Source organism: Nitrospiraceae bacterium, assembly GCA_021373015.1.
Classification (GTDB): domain Bacteria; phylum Nitrospirota; class Thermodesulfovibrionia; order Thermodesulfovibrionales; family UBA1546; genus JAJFTJ01.
The window spans coordinates 74,474-90,470 of the sequence record JAJFTJ010000018.1; the positions used below are offsets into that span (position 1 = coordinate 74,474).

Sequence of the window (15,997 nt, forward strand, 5' to 3'; positions counted from 1 at the left end):
AACGATGTATCTCGGCGGCTTATATCTCATAACTGACAGAAAATTATCCGATCTCGCCACAAAAGAAATTGTCTCTATTGCATTAAAGTCAGGAATAAAATGCATTCAATACAGGGAAAAAGAAAAAAGCAGACGAGATATCTATAATGAAGCTCTAGAACTCAGAAAATTCACTGAAAAGTTCGACGTAAAACTTATAATAAATGACCATGTTGACATTGCATCTGCAGTAAATGCCGACGGAGTCCATCTTGGGCAAGACGACTTCCCTATAAAAGAGGCACGGAATATCCTCGGCAAAAAAAAAATAATAGGGATATCCACTCATAATATTCATCAAGCACTGAAAGCTGAAGAATATGGTGCAGATTATATTGGATTCGGGCCGATATTCCGCACATTCACCAAAGAAGCAGGCGCCCCAAAAGGAACCGAATCGCTGAGAGAAGTTAAAAAACTTGTAAGAATACCTGTTATTGCAATAGGCGGAATAAATCTCGATAACTTAATGTCCGTTCTTGATGCAGGCGCCGATGCTGTTGCAGTTGCATCTGCAATCCTGCACGGTGACATAACTGAAAACATTAAATCCTTTCTTAATCTACTTTACAAAAAATAATCTCTTAATCTAAAATTCTCTCATTAAAATATACTTAGATACCCAATGAACAATAAGGAGAATCACATGAAAAAATTAATCTTCAATTCAATCATATTATTGACCATCATCTTTATTTTTTTTGCATGCCAGAAAAAAGAGGATTCAATAAAGATCGGCGTTGCCGGCCCCATGACAGGAGATCAGGCGAAAATGGGAACTGATTTCAAAAACGGAATTGAGCTTGCAGTAAAAGAATGGAATGAAAAAGGCGGAATATTTGGAAAGAAAATCGTGATAATTGTACAGGATGACCAGCATGACCCCAAACAGGCAGTTTCAGTCGCAAACAAACTGGTGAATGAGGAAGTTGCGGGGGTAATAGGGCATTTTAATTCAAACTGTTCAATTCCAGCATCAGATATTTATAACCGAGCAGGGATTCCGATGATATCTCCCGGCTCTACGAATCCAAAGCTGACAGAAAAAGGATATATAAATGTTTTCAGGGTATGCGGCAGAGATGACCAACAGGGAAAAGTTGGAGCAGAGTTCACGCTTAAAAAATTAAATATCAAAAAAGCCGCTGTGATACATGACAAAACAACATACGGGCAGGGACTGGCAGACGAATTCAAAAAATCAATCGGCAATAAAATAGAGATTGTATATTACGGAGGGATCGTTCAGGGAGACAAAGATTTCAAGAGTATTTTAACTACTATAAAAAGCAGGAATCCAGAACTTATATTTTTTGGCGGGATATATGTTGAAGCAGGTCTTCTTGTAAGACAGGCAAAAGAACTCGGCATAAAAGCGCCTTTTATGAGCGGAGACGGAACAATAGACCCAAAATTTATAGAAATAGCAGGGGTATCAGCAGCCGAAGGCACATATCTCACATTCAGCCCCGATGCGAGAAAAATCCCATCAGCAAAAAAATTCGTCGACGACTATGAAAAAAAATATGGACCCATCGGACCTTATTCAATCTATGCATATGACGCGGCAAATATATTATTGAACGCTATAAAAGAGACAGGCACAACAGAAAAAAAGAAAGTGATAGAAAAACTTCGCTCAATGAATTTCAGCGGCGCGTTGGGAAAGATTAAATTCGACTCGAAAGGCGACGTTACCGAATCTCCTTTTGTTGTTTGGATCACAAAAAACGGCAAATTCGAAGAACTCTGGAAACCGTAAAAAAGATTGACAATTTGATTTTTAATACTATATTCTAAAAAATAAAAGCAGCCTAAATCCATTTAGTGGATGCGGGGGACCCATAGAGCATGGGGCGTATTTCGAAAGAATAGGGAACTTCCATTCCCGAGCCCGTCAGCTAACCTCGTAGGCGTTTGGAAGGGCAAAGGCCGAAATCAGAGACCGCCGCCCAAGCGGTCTTTTTATTTCCTCTTTTTGTCCCTTAAAGGAGTGAACATGTCTATAAAGAGTTTTCTCATCGGGAGTCCTATTGAGACAATCAATGAAAGCCATGAGAGGCTGTCAAAAAAAATGGGTCTAGCAGTATTTTCTTCTGACCCTCTTTCATCTGTGGCCTACGGAACAGAAGAAATTATGTTTGCTCTAATTGCTGGAGGAACAGCACTTCTCAGTTACACGCTGCCAATTGCCATAGCAATCGTAGTTCTTGTTGCGATTGTAGCCACCTCATATTTCCAGACCGTTCACGCATATTCTTCTGGCGGAGGAGCATATATAGTCGCAAAAGACAATTTAGGTAATCTCCCAGGTCTTATTGCAGGGTCTGCTTTGCTTATCGATTATGTGCTAACAGTAACAGTCAGTGTGGCAGCAGGAATAGCAGCGATTACCTCAGCATTCCCTGTGACTCGTGAATATACTGTCTCTATGTGCATTGCTTCCATTTTGTTCATTACAATAATAAATCTGAGAGGAGTGAGAGAATCAGGAAAAGTTTTTTCGCTTCCTGTATATATTTTCATAGGCAGCTTGCTTGCTCTTATTGTTGTAAGTCTTACAAAATCCATTCATTTACCACGTATTCAATATAAAGAGGTTACTGAGACTGCTGCAGGCATATTCCCTATTTTTATAATACTGAAGGCATTTGCTTCAGGGTGCGCTACTCTAACAGGAATAGAAGCCATATCAAATGGAGTTCGCGCGTTCAAAGCGCCTGAGGCCAAAAATGCGGGTATCACGCTTGTCTGGATGGCATCCATACTTGCAATTCTAACGATAGGCATAGCCTATTTCGCAAATTATTACGGTATCATTCCTAATCCGAATGAGACTGTCATATCTCAACTTGCAAAAACAGTATTTTCAAATGGGGTTGTATATTACACTATTCAGTTTGCCACGATGCTTGTCCTTATCCTTGCTGCAAACACTTCGTTTGCTGATTTTCCAAGGCTTTCCTCAATAATGGCAAATGACCGATTTCTCCCGAGACAGTTATCTAACAGGGGCGACAAGCTAGTCTTTTCAAACGGCATACTGATCCTCAGTCTTCTTTCAGCGCTTCTGATAATCCTTTTTAAGGGCGATACGCACTCATTAATACCTCTTTATGCTGTGGGTGTTTTTACAGCCTTTACCTTATCGCAGATTGGCATGGTCAGACACTGGCTAAGGGGAAAAATGAAGGGCTGGCTCAAAAGCACAATTATCAACGCTATAGGTGGCATGACAACAGGAATAGTTCTTATTATAATCGCAGTTGAAAAGTTCACACATGGAGCATGGATAGTGCTTATCGCCATTCCTGTGCTTGTTATGTTGACACAAAAAATTCACCGCCATTATCTTTCTGTTGCAGAACAGCTTTCTGTTGAAAAATGTATAACTGGAGAAAAAGCATACAAACACCATTCAGTTATCATTCCGATATCAGGCATGCAACAGGCAGTCCTAAATGCTGTAAAGTATGCAAAGGCATTATCCGATGATGTTGTTGCTATTTATGTTTGCCTGAATGAAATGGAAACCGCAAGAATAAAACAAAAATGGGACAGATATTGCACAGGAGTCAATCTTATCATACTCGAATCTCCATATCGCTCCATTAAACAGCCGCTGATAGAGTATATAGATGAGGTTAATGGCAGATATCCAGACGGAGTTATAACTGTTGTGCTTCCTGAATTCGTACCTTTAAAATGGTGGCATCACCTTTTGCACAATCAGACAGCGCTGTTTATAAAGGGACTTTTGCTGCTCAAAAAAGGAGTTGTCTCCACAAGTGTTCCTTTTCATCTGAAGGAATAAGTTATAATTAATTTATTCTTATTCCTTATACCCTACGATCGCGATCCCGGCTTTATCAGCTTCCTTAACCATTTTTTCTCGATGGACAAGAATGCTTTTGCCTGCTTCCACAGCAAGCACACGGGCTTTAACTTTGATCATGGATTTCAATGTATCCATTCCAACAACAGGCACATCAAACCTCATATCCTGTTTTGGCTTGCTTACTTTTACTACCACAGCTCCTTGATGAGCAAGAGTCCCGCCTCTTAAAATTGCCTCGTCAGTGCCTTCTATTGCTTCTATCGCCATGACAGCCTTATCCTTCACAACGACAGTCTGTCCAATATCAAGACCACTAATCTCCTTTGCTATAATCCATCCAAATTCAACATCTTTCTTCTCATCCTCTTTAAGCTTTCCTTTTGTTAAAAGCCCTTCAGGCGTCATGAGTCCTGCGCTGAAATCAGTTGTTTTAAGAAGCTTGATGCCCTCTTCTTCCAGTTCCTTTGCAACAGCAAGGAGTATTGAATCGTCTTTTCTATCCTTGAGGGAAAAAATAAGTTTCACTGCTCTTAGGTCAGGAATTATCCGGCTTTTATAGAGAAGAGATTTCGGGACCTTTCCTGCCATAACAGCCTCTTTTACTTTGTGTTTTTTAAGCGTTTCTATTATTTCGTTAAGCTTACCGACACTTATACGCTTTATTTCATCGCTGTATTCTTCAAGATCATTATCTGCAACAGGCTCAAGCGCAATTATTAAAATCTTGTAACCCTTTGCCCTTCCCTCTGATGCTATAAGTTTGGGGAGTTCGCCCATGCCTGCAATCAATCCGAGTGTTTTCATCCTGCAAAACCAAAAATTAAAAAAGGGAATCGAAGGATATCAGACATCTATCTGCAGATGCCTCTTTTGTTTTTTTCTATAAATTCAAGCAGATGTTTAATTTCGTCTGTAAAAGGGAGTTCCTGCTGAACTTTTTTTATAGCTTCTTTGAGAGTGTTCTTGTCTCTGAAAAGTATTTTATACGCTTTTTTAAGGTCATCCAATACTGCATCAGAAAAACCTGCCCTTTTTAGGCCAACGAGATTAAGTCCGTACAGCTTGGCTCTCGTGCCTGAAGCCAGAGCATATGGAGGCACATCAAGGGAAACTCCGCTTAGTCCTCCTATCATCGAATAGGCTCCAACTCTTGCATTTTGATGTATTGCTACAACTCCTCCTAAAACAACATGATCCTCAATAACAACATGTCCTGCAAGTGTTGCAAGATTTGCCATAACAATATTATTTCCAACTTTGCAGTCGTGTGCTATATGTACATATGCCATCAGAAAATTATTGTCTCCTACTGATGTTATTCCATCTCCTCCGATCGATGCCCTGTGTATGGTGATGTACTCTCTTATGGTATTATTGCTGCCGATCCTTACAGCAGTTTTTTCGTCCTTGTATTTAAGGTCCTGTGGCTGGAGTCCGATGCTTACAAATGAAGATATCTTGCATCCCTCTCCAATCTCAGTATCTCCCTCAATAATGACATTAGATGCAATGCTTGTGCCTTTCTTTATTTTTACGCCCTCTCCTATTATGCAGAATGGACCTATTGAGACATCTTCGTCTATCTCTGCCTTTGGAGAAATTATTGCTGATTGATGTATTTGTGCGCTCATTCCTGCTCCTTTGTGATGATCATTGCTGTGAACTCGCATTCTGCTGAAACCTTGTCATCAACAATAGCTTCGCCCGATAATTTCCATACCCTGCCGCGCTGCTGCAACACCTTAACTAAAAGTTTCAACTGATCTCCAGGAACAACAGGTCTTCTGAACTTCGCCTTTTCTATGCTCATAAAATAAACTGCGTCGCCTTTATTCCCTGATGCAAATGCAAGCACTCCGCCAACCTGCGCAAGTGCTTCTATAATCAAAACACCGGGCATTATTGGATTGCCCGGAAAATGTCCTTGAAAAAACGGCTCATTTATAGTTACATTTTTAATACCTATTACTTTTTTATTTGCTTCAAGTTCGATAACCCTGTCAACCAGGAGGAAGGGGTATCTGTGAGGAATAAGTTCCTGAATCTCTTTTATATCTATCATTCCTTCTCTCTCCTTTCAAATGTTTTAATCTTCTCTTCGAGTTCTTTTATTTTATAAATTAGATCAGGGAGTTTAGGTAAAGATATAATCGCCCTTAGATAGTCTCTGTGAGAAATGGCAGGTGATCCTGAATAAACACCTTTTGGAAGGTTTCCCACAACCCCTGCCTGCGCAGCAACCATAGCGCCGTCTTCTATCTTTGAATGGTCTGCAACTCCAACCTGACCTCCGAGTATAACCAAATTCCCGATGTTTGCGCTTCCTGCAATACCAACCTGAGCAACTATGATAGTATTTTCGCCAATCTTAACATTGTGAGCTATCTGCGAAAGGTTGTCTATCTTTGTACCTTTTCCTATGACAGTGTTACCTATAGTTGCCCTGTCTATCGTGACATTGGCTCCTATTTCAACATCATCATTTATGATAACGCCTCCAGTCTGCGGTATCTTGAAATGAACTCCCTTTTCTAGAATATAACCAAAACCATCAGAGCCTATAACACTCCCTGCATGAATAATAACTCTGTTCCCAATCCTGACATTCTCTCTGATAACCGCATTCGGATATATAATGCAGTCATCTCCGATAGATGAATTTTCGCCGATAAAAACACCCGGATAAATAATCGTCTTCTTACCTACAGACGCATTGTCTGAAATATACGCGTTTGAATAGATCGAGACATCCGTTCCAATATTTGCCTTACCAGAAACAAAAGCATTTTCATTAATGCCTGAAGGCTTATGAGGTTTGACATAAAAATGTTCGAGCAGCCTTGCAAAAGCATATTGAGGATTTGAGACTTTTATCTGAGGCCTTGAGATTTCTTTTAAAACTTCTTTTACTACTATACAGGATGCATTGGATGAAATACATTCTTTAATAAGTTTTGGATCTGAAAAAAATGTGATGTCGCCTTCTTTTGCATCTGATATGCCTGCAACGCCGGTTATCTCAACATCAGCATTGCCTGTTATCTCTCCGTTAATCAGCTCTGCAATCTTGCTTAATTTCATTTATTATCAATCCCTTTAATCAAAAAATCGCTAGAAAAAGAATACCACATAGACTGATATCTTGACAACAGATTAAAACCTTTTGATAAATATTGTTCTAGATGCATACCTGACAAGAAGGGCAGGGGCTTCCAGGGGGGTGGAAGCCCCTATGGAGGGGGAACTTATATTTCTACCTGCGAAGTTTTCCTCATGAAAGTCGGCACATCAAGCGGATCTTCGCAAGGGATAAACTCGGAATCAGACGAAGAGCTCGTTACATAATCTGCTCTGAGGTTTTTCGAGAGAACCCGGTCCGCGCCTCTAAACGATGATGCTGTCTCCTTTTCTTTTTCTTTCTGGATAACCAGTTTCTTTATCTGTGGAAGCTCTACTTTATCTTTTTTCTCATCAAAGCTTGTTGCTATTACAGTCACCCTTACCTCGTCTTCAAGGTCTGGATTTATCACTGAACCAAAAATTATATTTGCCTCTTTATCACCAAGGTCATATATGAACGAAGTAGCAGTCTCAACAGCATTGAGTGAAAGGCCAAGACCTCCTGTGATATTGATAATTATTCCTTTTGCTCCCTCGCTTGAAGTATCTTCCAGCAGAGGATTTGAGATAGCTTTTTTTGCTGCCTCAAGAGCGCCGCCTTCACCTCTTCCAATGCCAATACCCATTACTGCCCTGCCAGCTCCGGACATTATTGTCTTTACATCAGCAAAATCCAGGTTTATTAAGCCCGGGATTAAGATCAGATCTGAGATTCCCTGTACTGCCTGTCTCAGCACATCATTAGCAACTGCGAATGATTTGAGCATTGGTGTGCCTTTTTCAACAACAAGACCTATTTTGTCATTTGGCACAACCAGCAATGTATCCACATAACTTTGGAGTTCTTTTATACCGGCATCTGCATTAAGCGACCTTTTTCTCCCTTCGTAGAAGAACGGCTTTGTAACAATCCCGACTGTAAGGACACCCATCTCTCTTGCAATGCTTGCAATTACAGGAGAAGCGCCTGTTCCAGTGCCTCCGCCCATGCCTGCTGTTATGAACACCATGTCTGCGCCTCTTAGACATTCAGCTATTACAGCCCTGTCCTCAATAGCAGCCTCCTTCCCAATATCCGGATTTGAACCTGCTCCAAGTCCTTTTGTCAATTTCATCCCTACCTGCACTTTTAACGGTGCAAGTGAGGTCTCAATGATTTGATGGTCTGTGTTAACAACCACAAACTCCACTCCCTGCAGATTGGATGCGATCATATTGTTTACAGCATTTCCACCTGCGCCGCCAACTCCAATAACCTTGATTTTTGCTCCCTGTTTTGCCTCTTCTAATTCGAACATATAAGCACCCCCTTATATTTTTTAAAAATGAGATATATAACTAAATTTTCTCTAATCATCTTTTCTTTCCTGTTCCTCTCTGGTTCTCGAAACCAATAAGATTTTTAACCCAATCCTTCATCTTGTCGAATATTTTTACGAAAACATCTCCATGGAATACTCCGTCAGAAAGATTTTTGGAACCATGAAGAACAAGTCCTATCCCTGTTGAATATACTGGAGTCATTATTGAGTGCTGGATTGGCAATGACTGAGGTGTATCTGTACCTTCAGGAATTCCTATCCTTACAGGAATTCCTATCTCTGCCTCAACAAGCCTGTCAATGCCAGAAAGAAGCGATGAACCTCCTGTGAGCACTATTCCGGAAAGACCTGCTTCTACTTTTGGCACTCCCGTTATTTCCTGTTTAATTAATTCTGTAAGTTCTTCGCATCTGGGCTGGAGAATTTCCAAAATATATTTTCTTGGAATATTTCTCAATTGTTTGTCAGCGCCTAAAACATCCATATCTTCATCTTTATCAACAAGCATGGCAGGGACAGCACACCCGTACTTTTTCTTAATTCTTTCTGCCTCCTGAAGAGGTATCCTTAGCCCTATTGCGATATCATTTGTGAAATGGTTTCCGCCTATTGCAAGAACTGATGTATGCCTCAGACTTCCATTTCTGTATACAGCTATATCTGTGGTTCCTCCGCCAATATCAACAAGTGCGACTCCGAGATCTTTTTCATCCTCTGAAAGAACTGCCTCTGCTGATGCAATCGGCTCAAGAACAATGTCTACTACATCAAGGCCTGCCTTCTCACAGCACTTAAGCAGGTTCTGTACAGAAGTAACTGCCCCAGTGACTATATGCACCTTTACCTCAAGTCTCACTCCTGACATCCCTATAGGATCTTTTATACCATCCTGACCATCGAGTATGAACTCGGTTGGAATAACATGCAGCACCTCTCTGTCAAGCGGAACATAAACAACACTTGCCGAATCTATTGCACGCTCAACATCCTGTTGTCGTACCTCTTTGCCTTTTATTCCTACTGCACCATAACTTTCAAAGCCTTTTATATGTCCGCCGCAGATCCCGACATGCACAGTATCTATGCCGAAACCCGCCAAGGTCTCAGATTCTTTAACAGCTTTTCTTATTGAATCAACAGTCGAATCTATATTTATGACAACACCTTTTCTAAGTCCTGTTGACGGCGCTGAACCGATCGAGATTATCTCTGCCCTGCCGTCCTTTACTTCTCCAACAACAGCGCATATCTTTGTTGTCCCCACATCAAGGCCAACGATTATGTTTCTTCTCTTGTCAGTTTTTCTGGGCCTGATCATTTTTATTTGACAACCTCATTAACCGGCTTAACAACAACCCTTTTTGAAAATCTGAGATCAATGTAATCAACCGGGATCCCTCTCCTTGCGATTTCATCTTCAAGCTCTAACAACTTCTCGATTTTGTTTTCGTATTCTCCATAACCGATTTTTATCAAAGTCCCGTCAACCTGCATTGCAATCTCTTCAGGCTTGGAACCCGGAGGAATTATGATCTCAATTCTTTCTTTTACATTTATAAAACCCTTTTCCTTTATCACCCTTACAAGTTCAAGGGTTGAAGAAAGGGTCTGACTGTTCTTGAATATATTTCCAGAGATAATCGGGAGAAACACAGAAGAATCAGCTTTTAATTCCTGTAGCAAATTCCCCCTGTCATCAATAAAGTGTGTTCTTCCGTTCATCTCAAGAATTGCAGACGGGAGGGTTTCTTCCACTCTTACGAGAAATTTATTAGGGAATTCCCTTCTGAAACTCACACTCTTTATCCACGGAGACTTTAAGAGCTTTTCAGAAAGCTCCGCAGTTGATAATTCGAACAAGCCTTCATTGCCTTTTAGTTCCATAATCAGTTTAAGGTCGTTGTCAGCAATATGTTTATTACCGACAAAAATCATTTCTTTGACAGGGAAGAATGTGTAACGAACACTGTTAACCGTATATTTGACGCTAAGATATAAAACAGCAAGAAAAATTATTACTCCTCCCCAGAAGATAATCATGCGTTTGATTGAACTTCTCGATGAAGATTTCCTGTTTATACTCATTGTTCTTATCTTAACTGCCTGCATTTTCACCTCGTTGAAGGGTTTCTTTTAATATCTCTTCTATTAGCGCAGAAAAATCCAGACCTGCATGTTTTGCAATTTTTGGGAGCAGACTTGTTTCAGTCATTCCGGGAAGAGTGTTTACTTCAAGAACATAAGGATTGCCTGCTTTATCAATCCTTGTATCAACTCTTGTTGCGCCTCTGCAGCCAAGGGCTTTATGTGCAGCAAGAGCGGCATCAGCCGCTTTCTTGTAAATCTTCTCATCGACTTCAGGTGGAAGAATATACTCTGTAAGTCCTGCAGTATATTTTGCCTCGTAACTGTAAAACTCCAGTGATGGTCTGACCTCAACTCCGCCCAGCGCACTGTTATTGAGAATGCCTATGTGAATCTCTTTGCCGTCGATATATTCTTCTATAAGAAGTTTGTCTCCATGCAAAAAACCTGCATCGAAAGCAGACTTAAGTTTTGTTTTATCTTTTATGATGCTTACACCAACGCTTGATCCCTCGCATGCAGGCTTTGCAACCCACGGGAACTCAAAATTAATATAAGCTATTTGGCTTTTATAATTATCCTTATCAAGAACAAAAAATTTCGGAGTTGGAATTTCATGATAAAAGAACATTTTCTTTGACGCCTCTTTATTCATTGCAAGCGCAGAAGAAAGCAGATCAGAGCCTGTATATGGAATCCCCATAACTTCGAATAGTCCCTGTATGCCCCCATCCTCGCCCCAGCCGCCGTGAAGCACCAAAAATGCCAGATCGATCTTCTCTTTTTTAACAGCCTCGCACACATCTGCTTTCACATCCATTTTTACAGCATTGTATCCAAGAGATTTCAAGGCGTTAAATACTGCCTCACCGCTTTTTAATGAAACCTCTCTCTCAGAAGAGATTCCGCCTATTATTACGCCTATTTTTTTATCTGTAATCACTCATTCCCTCCCGAGAATTTTTATCTCAGGTTCAAGATTAATTCCGTGAACTGCCAAGACCTTTGACTTCACTTCATACATCAGCCTCAAAAAATCAGCGGCAGTTCCATTGCCAGTATTTATGAAAAAGTTTGCATGCATAGGACTTACCTCAATATCTCCGACTTTCATTCCCTTACATCCTGATTCATCAATAAGCCGACCGGCTGATATGCCATTGGGATTCTTGAATACACAGCCTGCAGAAGGTTCAGCTATCGGTTGTCTTGATTTTTTCTCATTGAGAAAGTCTTCTATTCTGGCCGCAACATCTTCTTTAGAATCTTTTCTGAACCTGATATCTGCCCCAAGCATTATTGAACCTGCAGGAATATTTGACTGTCTGTATTCAAGCCCCAGCTCTCCTGCATTCATATCTCCGACCTTTCCGTTGAGATACATTATCCTCGCAGACACAACTACATCTTTCATTTCATATTCAAATGACCCTGCATTGCCGACAACTGCTCCACCTACAAATCCAGGAATGCCTGCAAGTCCTTCAATGCCTGTATAACCATTATCTTTTGTAAAATTCACAAGCCGTTGCAAGGGAACTCCTGCCTCAACAAACATTGAAACAAGATCCGGTCCTCCCCTTACGAGATCGAGCCTCCTGAAATTTTTAAGGGAGATAACAACACCCTCTATCCCATTATCCATAATAAGCATATTTGTTCCGCCGCCAATAACCATAAAAGAAATATTGTTCTCATTTAAAACAATGATAAGATTGGATAGAGAAACAGTATCATGCGGAGCAACAAGAATATCCGCAGTACCGCCTATTTTTAAATAGGTGTGATATTTCATCAATTCCTTAAAGTTGAGTTCGCCAGAAAAACTGTTCTGAGGGACTATCTCTCTCCAGATACGATCATCTATCAGCATTTTTGCTCCTCATAACTTCAAGAATATTTTCTCCTATTTTCCAGACATCGCCTGCGCCCAGAGTGAAAACAGCGTCACCTTTTTTTATTTTTGAGATAAGATCATCCATAAGCTTTGCCTTGTCTGAAAAATAAGCAACGTTTTTATGCCCTTTGCCTTTTATGTGTGCAAGGAGAACATGAGTATTTATCCCTTCAATAGGTTTTTCGCTCGCAGGATATATGTCTGTAAGATAAAGAACATCAGCATCATTAAATGATCCTGCAAAATCTTCCATCAAGTCCCTTGTCCTTGTATATCTGTGAGGCTGGAAGACAACAAAAAGTCGTTCTCCCTTGTTATCCGCTTTTTCAATCAGGCCTTCTTTTGCTGCCCTGAGTGTTGCCTTTATTTCTGTTGGATGATGTCCATAGTCGTCAAATATCTTAATTCCTCTTTCCTCGCCCTTGAGTTCGAATCTTCTCTGGATACCGCTGAATTTATTCAAGGCCTCTCTCACAACATTGATATTCATCTTCAGCTCCATAGCAACAGCTATGCTTGCAAGACTATTTAAAATATTATGCATTCCTGGAACAGGCAGAGTGAAATCCCCAATATCTTTGCCTTCATGGACAACGTTAAAACTGACTGACATGAATCCCTTTTCAATATTCTCAGCGTAGATATCAGCCTCTTTTGAGAATCCGTATGTAATACATTTTCTGTGCACATGCGGTATAAGTTTCTTTAGCTCCTCATTTTCTATGCATACAATTGCAGAGCCGTAAAAAGGAACTTTATTCATAAAAGAAATAAATGCGTTTCTTATTGCATCCATTGTCTTAAAAAAATCAATATGTTCTCTGTCTATGTTTGTTACAACTGCAATTGTCGGTGAAAGTTTAAGAAACGAGCCGTCGCTCTCATCAGCTTCGGCAATAAGAAAATCTCCCTTGCCGAGCATTGCATTGCTTCCGGTTGCCCTGAGTCTTCCTCCGACAACAATAGTAGGATCGAACCCTGCGCTTGCAAGAATTGTTGCTATCAAAGATGTTGTTGTTGTCTTGCCGTGAGCGCCTGCAACAAGCACGCTGTATTTAAGTCTTGCAATCTCAGCAAGCATCTCAGCACGTGGGATTACAGGAATTGATCTCTTACTTGCCTCAACCACTTCCGCATTGTCATCAGACACAGCAGATGATATGACAACAACATGGGCATTATCGACATTTTCTGATTTATGGCCGATATTCACTTTTATTCCAAGGCTTCTGAGCCTGTTTGTAGTTTCCGAGTCTTTGACATCAGAGCCTGTGACTTCATAACCAAGATTATGCAAAACCTCAGCTATACCGCTCATTCCAATGCCGCCTATGCCGACAAAATGTATTATTCTGTAATGCTCGAACACTATTTTTCTCCTTTTGAATGGGACTTGGCTGCTGACATCCTTCTGAGACTCATTGCTATATCTACAATCTTCTGCGCAGCATCAGGCCTGCCGAATGCCCTGCTGTATTTCTCCATCTCCTGTCTTGCGTTCTGATTTAGAAAAAGCTCTTTTATGTTTGCTGCCAGCAGCTCTCCCTTAAGCTGTTTGTCCAGTATCATTTTTGCAGCCTTCATCTCATACAATTTTGTTGCATTAATATCCTGATGAAATCCTGCTGCATGAGGATAAGGGATTAGAATTGAAGGTTTCCCTACGGCGGTTAATTCAGCAAGTGTTGTTGCACCCGCCCTTGAGATTACGATATCAGAAACTGCATATGCCTCTGCCATCTGGAATATGAATGGAACAACAGTTCCTCTCATCCCCCATTTTCTGTATGCCTCTCTTATATATTCATAATCACGCTCGCCTGTCTGATGAAGGAACTGGACATTATTTTTTATATCAGTCATGTAACCGAATGCCTCTATCATTGCCATATTTATACTGCGTGCTCCAAGACTTCCGCCAAATATAAATATCGTGAATTTGTTTTTTTCCAGTGAAAATATGCTGTATGCAGCTTCCTTGCTTCCCTTTAAAATACGCTCCCTTATAGGATTCCCAGTAAGATATGTTTTTTGCTTTGGGAAATAGGAGATGCTCTCCTGATATGTCACGCCTATTGCGCCAGTAAATTTCCCGAGTATTTTATTTGCAAGTCCAGGGACTGAATTTTGCTCCACTATCATGTTAGGGATAGACCGTATAAATGCTGTAAACACAGGCGCTACAGAGGCATAGCCTCCAACACCAATAACAACATCAGGTTTTAATTCACGGAACATTTTGCATGAATCCATTATTGAAATAAAAAGCCCGCAGATTCCTTTCAGTTTTCTGAGAATGGACATTCCAACAAATTTGTCAGCCCGCAAAAATTTTATTGAATATCCCTCTCTGGGAATAATACGCGCCTCGATTCCCTGCTCAGTGCCGACAAAAGTTATCTCTACATCCTTATGTCGTTTTTTCAGCTCCTCAGCAATAGCAAGGCCGGGAAATACATGTCCGCCTGTCCCGCCTCCAGCGATAATTACACGCATATCGTCCTTTTGAATTTTTTAAACATCGAAATTCATCCTGTTGCCGTACACTGATCTCAAAGCCTTTTTTCTGACTATTGCCTCACGTGTCCTGTCAAATACTTTGTTCCTTATTTCTCCTCTTGAGAAATTCAGGATTATTCCTATTGCAGTCATATTCACAAGCAATGCAGAACCTCCATAGCTTATAAACGGCAAGGGAAGCCCTTTTGTAGGAACCATTCCTGTGACGACAAAAAAATTGATCAATGCCTGAAGTGCGATCATTATAGAGAGGCCATAAGCAAGATAATAAACAAAGCTGTCTTTTGTCTTGTTGGTGATCGATAAACCTTTAAGGAACAATGCAAGAAAGAGGATTGTAACAATAAAAGCTCCAACAAGACCGAGTTCTTCTCCAATCATCGAAAAGATAAAGTCAGTATGAACTTCAGGCAGGAATAAGAGTTTTTGTTTGCTCTGTCCCAGTCCTACTCCTGTCACACCGCCGCTTCCAAGCGCAATGAATGACTGTACAAGCTGGAAACCGCTGCCCTGTGCATTGTCCCAAGGGTTCAGAAAAGTTGCAATTCGTCTCCAGCGATAGGGTTCCTTTATAAGCATGTAAATTATAGGTATCACAAATACCATTAACGAAAGAAGATATCTCATCCTCATCCCTGATATAAAAAGCATGGCAATGGCAATTACGCCAAGTGTTACAGCAGCGCCAAAATCAGGCTGTTTTAAAAATATAACCTGGAATGCTGCAACGACTGCCATTGGTTTTATAAAAGATAAAAAACTGTCTCTCTTGTAATCAGGCATAGACATATATTTCGCAAGAAATATAACCATGGAAAGTTTTACAAGCTCAGAAGGCTGGAAGGTTGAAGGCCAAAGCTTAATCCATCTTTTTGCACCACCTGCTGAAACTCCTGCTCCCGGCACAAAAACCAGCGCAAGAAGAATTGATGCAATAACAAGAAGCGGTATTGCAAACTTCTTCAATGTTTCAGGTCTCAACCTGTAAGCAATGAACATAAATACAAAACCTATTACCATCGTGAGCAGGTGTTTATTGAAATAATAAAAGTGCGTAATGTTTTTCTTTGTAAAATTTGGATTCACAACAGATGTTGAACTGTAGATCATGAGCAGACCCAATCCAAGAAGCACACATGTTATTATGAATATCCATCTGTCATGCGGTCTTGTCAT

15 protein-coding genes are annotated in these 15,997 nt (G+C 40.5%); 3 read left to right on the forward strand and 12 right to left on the reverse strand.

Annotated elements, in window-relative coordinates:
• Positions 1-4: 4 nt before the first annotated feature.
• The 3 genes from thiE (at position 5) to LLF28_07570 (ending at position 3,853) form a co-directional block, all read left to right on the forward strand.
• Complete coding sequence (thiE, locus tag LLF28_07560) at positions 5-619, forward strand: thiamine phosphate synthase (GenBank protein MCE5195283.1); 615 nt, start codon at positions 5-7, stop codon at positions 617-619.
• A 66-nt stretch (positions 620-685) separates the two neighbouring features.
• On the forward strand, positions 686-1,801 hold the full coding sequence (locus LLF28_07565; GenBank protein MCE5195284.1) for a branched-chain amino acid ABC transporter substrate-binding protein: 1,116 nt from the start codon (positions 686-688) through the stop codon (positions 1,799-1,801).
• Between the two features lie 237 nt (positions 1,802-2,038).
• Complete coding sequence (locus LLF28_07570; GenBank protein ID MCE5195285.1) at positions 2,039-3,853, forward strand: APC family permease; 1,815 nt, start codon at positions 2,039-2,041, stop codon at positions 3,851-3,853.
• A gap of 18 nt (positions 3,854-3,871) precedes the next feature.
• Here LLF28_07570 and lpxI read toward each other — a convergent pair whose 3' ends face one another.
• The 12 genes from lpxI to ftsW all read right to left on the reverse strand — a co-directional run bounded on the left by lpxI (position 3,872) and on the right by ftsW (position 15,997).
• The gene (gene lpxI / locus LLF28_07575) at positions 3,872-4,681 is read right to left on the reverse strand and encodes a UDP-2,3-diacylglucosamine diphosphatase LpxI (GenBank protein MCE5195286.1); all 810 of its coding nucleotides are present in this window, start codon (positions 4,679-4,681) and stop codon (positions 3,872-3,874) included.
• 47 nt (positions 4,682-4,728) lie between these two features.
• Positions 4,729-5,508, reverse strand: a complete 780-nt coding sequence (gene lpxA, locus LLF28_07580) for an acyl-ACP--UDP-N-acetylglucosamine O-acyltransferase (protein MCE5195287.1) — start codon at positions 5,506-5,508, stop codon at positions 4,729-4,731.
• Positions 5,505-5,939 (reverse strand): 3-hydroxyacyl-ACP dehydratase FabZ, encoded by a 435-nt coding sequence (fabZ, locus tag LLF28_07585; protein ID MCE5195288.1) that lies wholly within the window; start codon positions 5,937-5,939, stop codon positions 5,505-5,507. Before fabZ ends, lpxA begins: the two co-directional genes overlap by 4 nt.
• Positions 5,936-6,958 carry a UDP-3-O-(3-hydroxymyristoyl)glucosamine N-acyltransferase gene (gene lpxD, locus LLF28_07590; GenBank protein ID MCE5195289.1) on the reverse strand — a complete coding sequence of 341 codons (1,023 nt, stop codon included), beginning with the start codon at positions 6,956-6,958 and terminating at the stop codon, positions 5,936-5,938. The genes fabZ and lpxD overlap by 4 nt, the downstream gene beginning before the upstream one ends.
• A 164-nt stretch (positions 6,959-7,122) precedes the next feature.
• Entirely contained in the window at positions 7,123-8,295 is a 1,173-nt protein-coding gene (ftsZ, locus tag LLF28_07595) for a cell division protein FtsZ (protein MCE5195290.1), read from the reverse strand.
• Between the two features lie 55 nt (positions 8,296-8,350).
• On the reverse strand, positions 8,351-9,637 hold the full coding sequence (ftsA, locus tag LLF28_07600; GenBank protein MCE5195291.1) for a cell division protein FtsA: 1,287 nt from the start codon (positions 9,635-9,637) through the stop codon (positions 8,351-8,353).
• 2 nt (positions 9,638-9,639) lie between these two features.
• Complete coding sequence (locus LLF28_07605; protein MCE5195292.1) at positions 9,640-10,428, reverse strand: FtsQ-type POTRA domain-containing protein; 789 nt, start codon at positions 10,426-10,428, stop codon at positions 9,640-9,642.
• A complete protein-coding gene (locus LLF28_07610; protein MCE5195293.1) occupies positions 10,415-11,347 on the reverse strand; it encodes a D-alanine--D-alanine ligase in 933 nt (310 codons plus the stop codon). The genes LLF28_07605 and LLF28_07610 overlap by 14 nt, the downstream gene beginning before the upstream one ends.
• Positions 11,348-12,277: a UDP-N-acetylmuramate dehydrogenase gene (gene murB, locus LLF28_07615; protein ID MCE5195294.1), complete on the reverse strand. Its 930-nt coding sequence runs from the start codon at positions 12,275-12,277 to the stop codon at positions 11,348-11,350.
• Positions 12,264-13,670 carry a UDP-N-acetylmuramate--L-alanine ligase gene (gene murC / locus LLF28_07620; GenBank protein MCE5195295.1) on the reverse strand — a complete coding sequence of 469 codons (1,407 nt, stop codon included), beginning with the start codon at positions 13,668-13,670 and terminating at the stop codon, positions 12,264-12,266. The genes murB and murC overlap by 14 nt, the downstream gene beginning before the upstream one ends.
• Positions 13,670-14,797, reverse strand: coding sequence for an undecaprenyldiphospho-muramoylpentapeptide beta-N-acetylglucosaminyltransferase (gene murG, locus LLF28_07625; GenBank protein MCE5195296.1), 1,128 nt, complete (start codon positions 14,795-14,797; stop codon positions 13,670-13,672). The genes murC and murG overlap by 1 nt, the downstream gene beginning before the upstream one ends.
• Before the next feature lie 18 nt (positions 14,798-14,815).
• On the reverse strand, positions 14,816-15,997 hold the full coding sequence (ftsW, locus tag LLF28_07630) for a putative lipid II flippase FtsW (protein MCE5195297.1): 1,182 nt from the start codon (positions 15,995-15,997) through the stop codon (positions 14,816-14,818).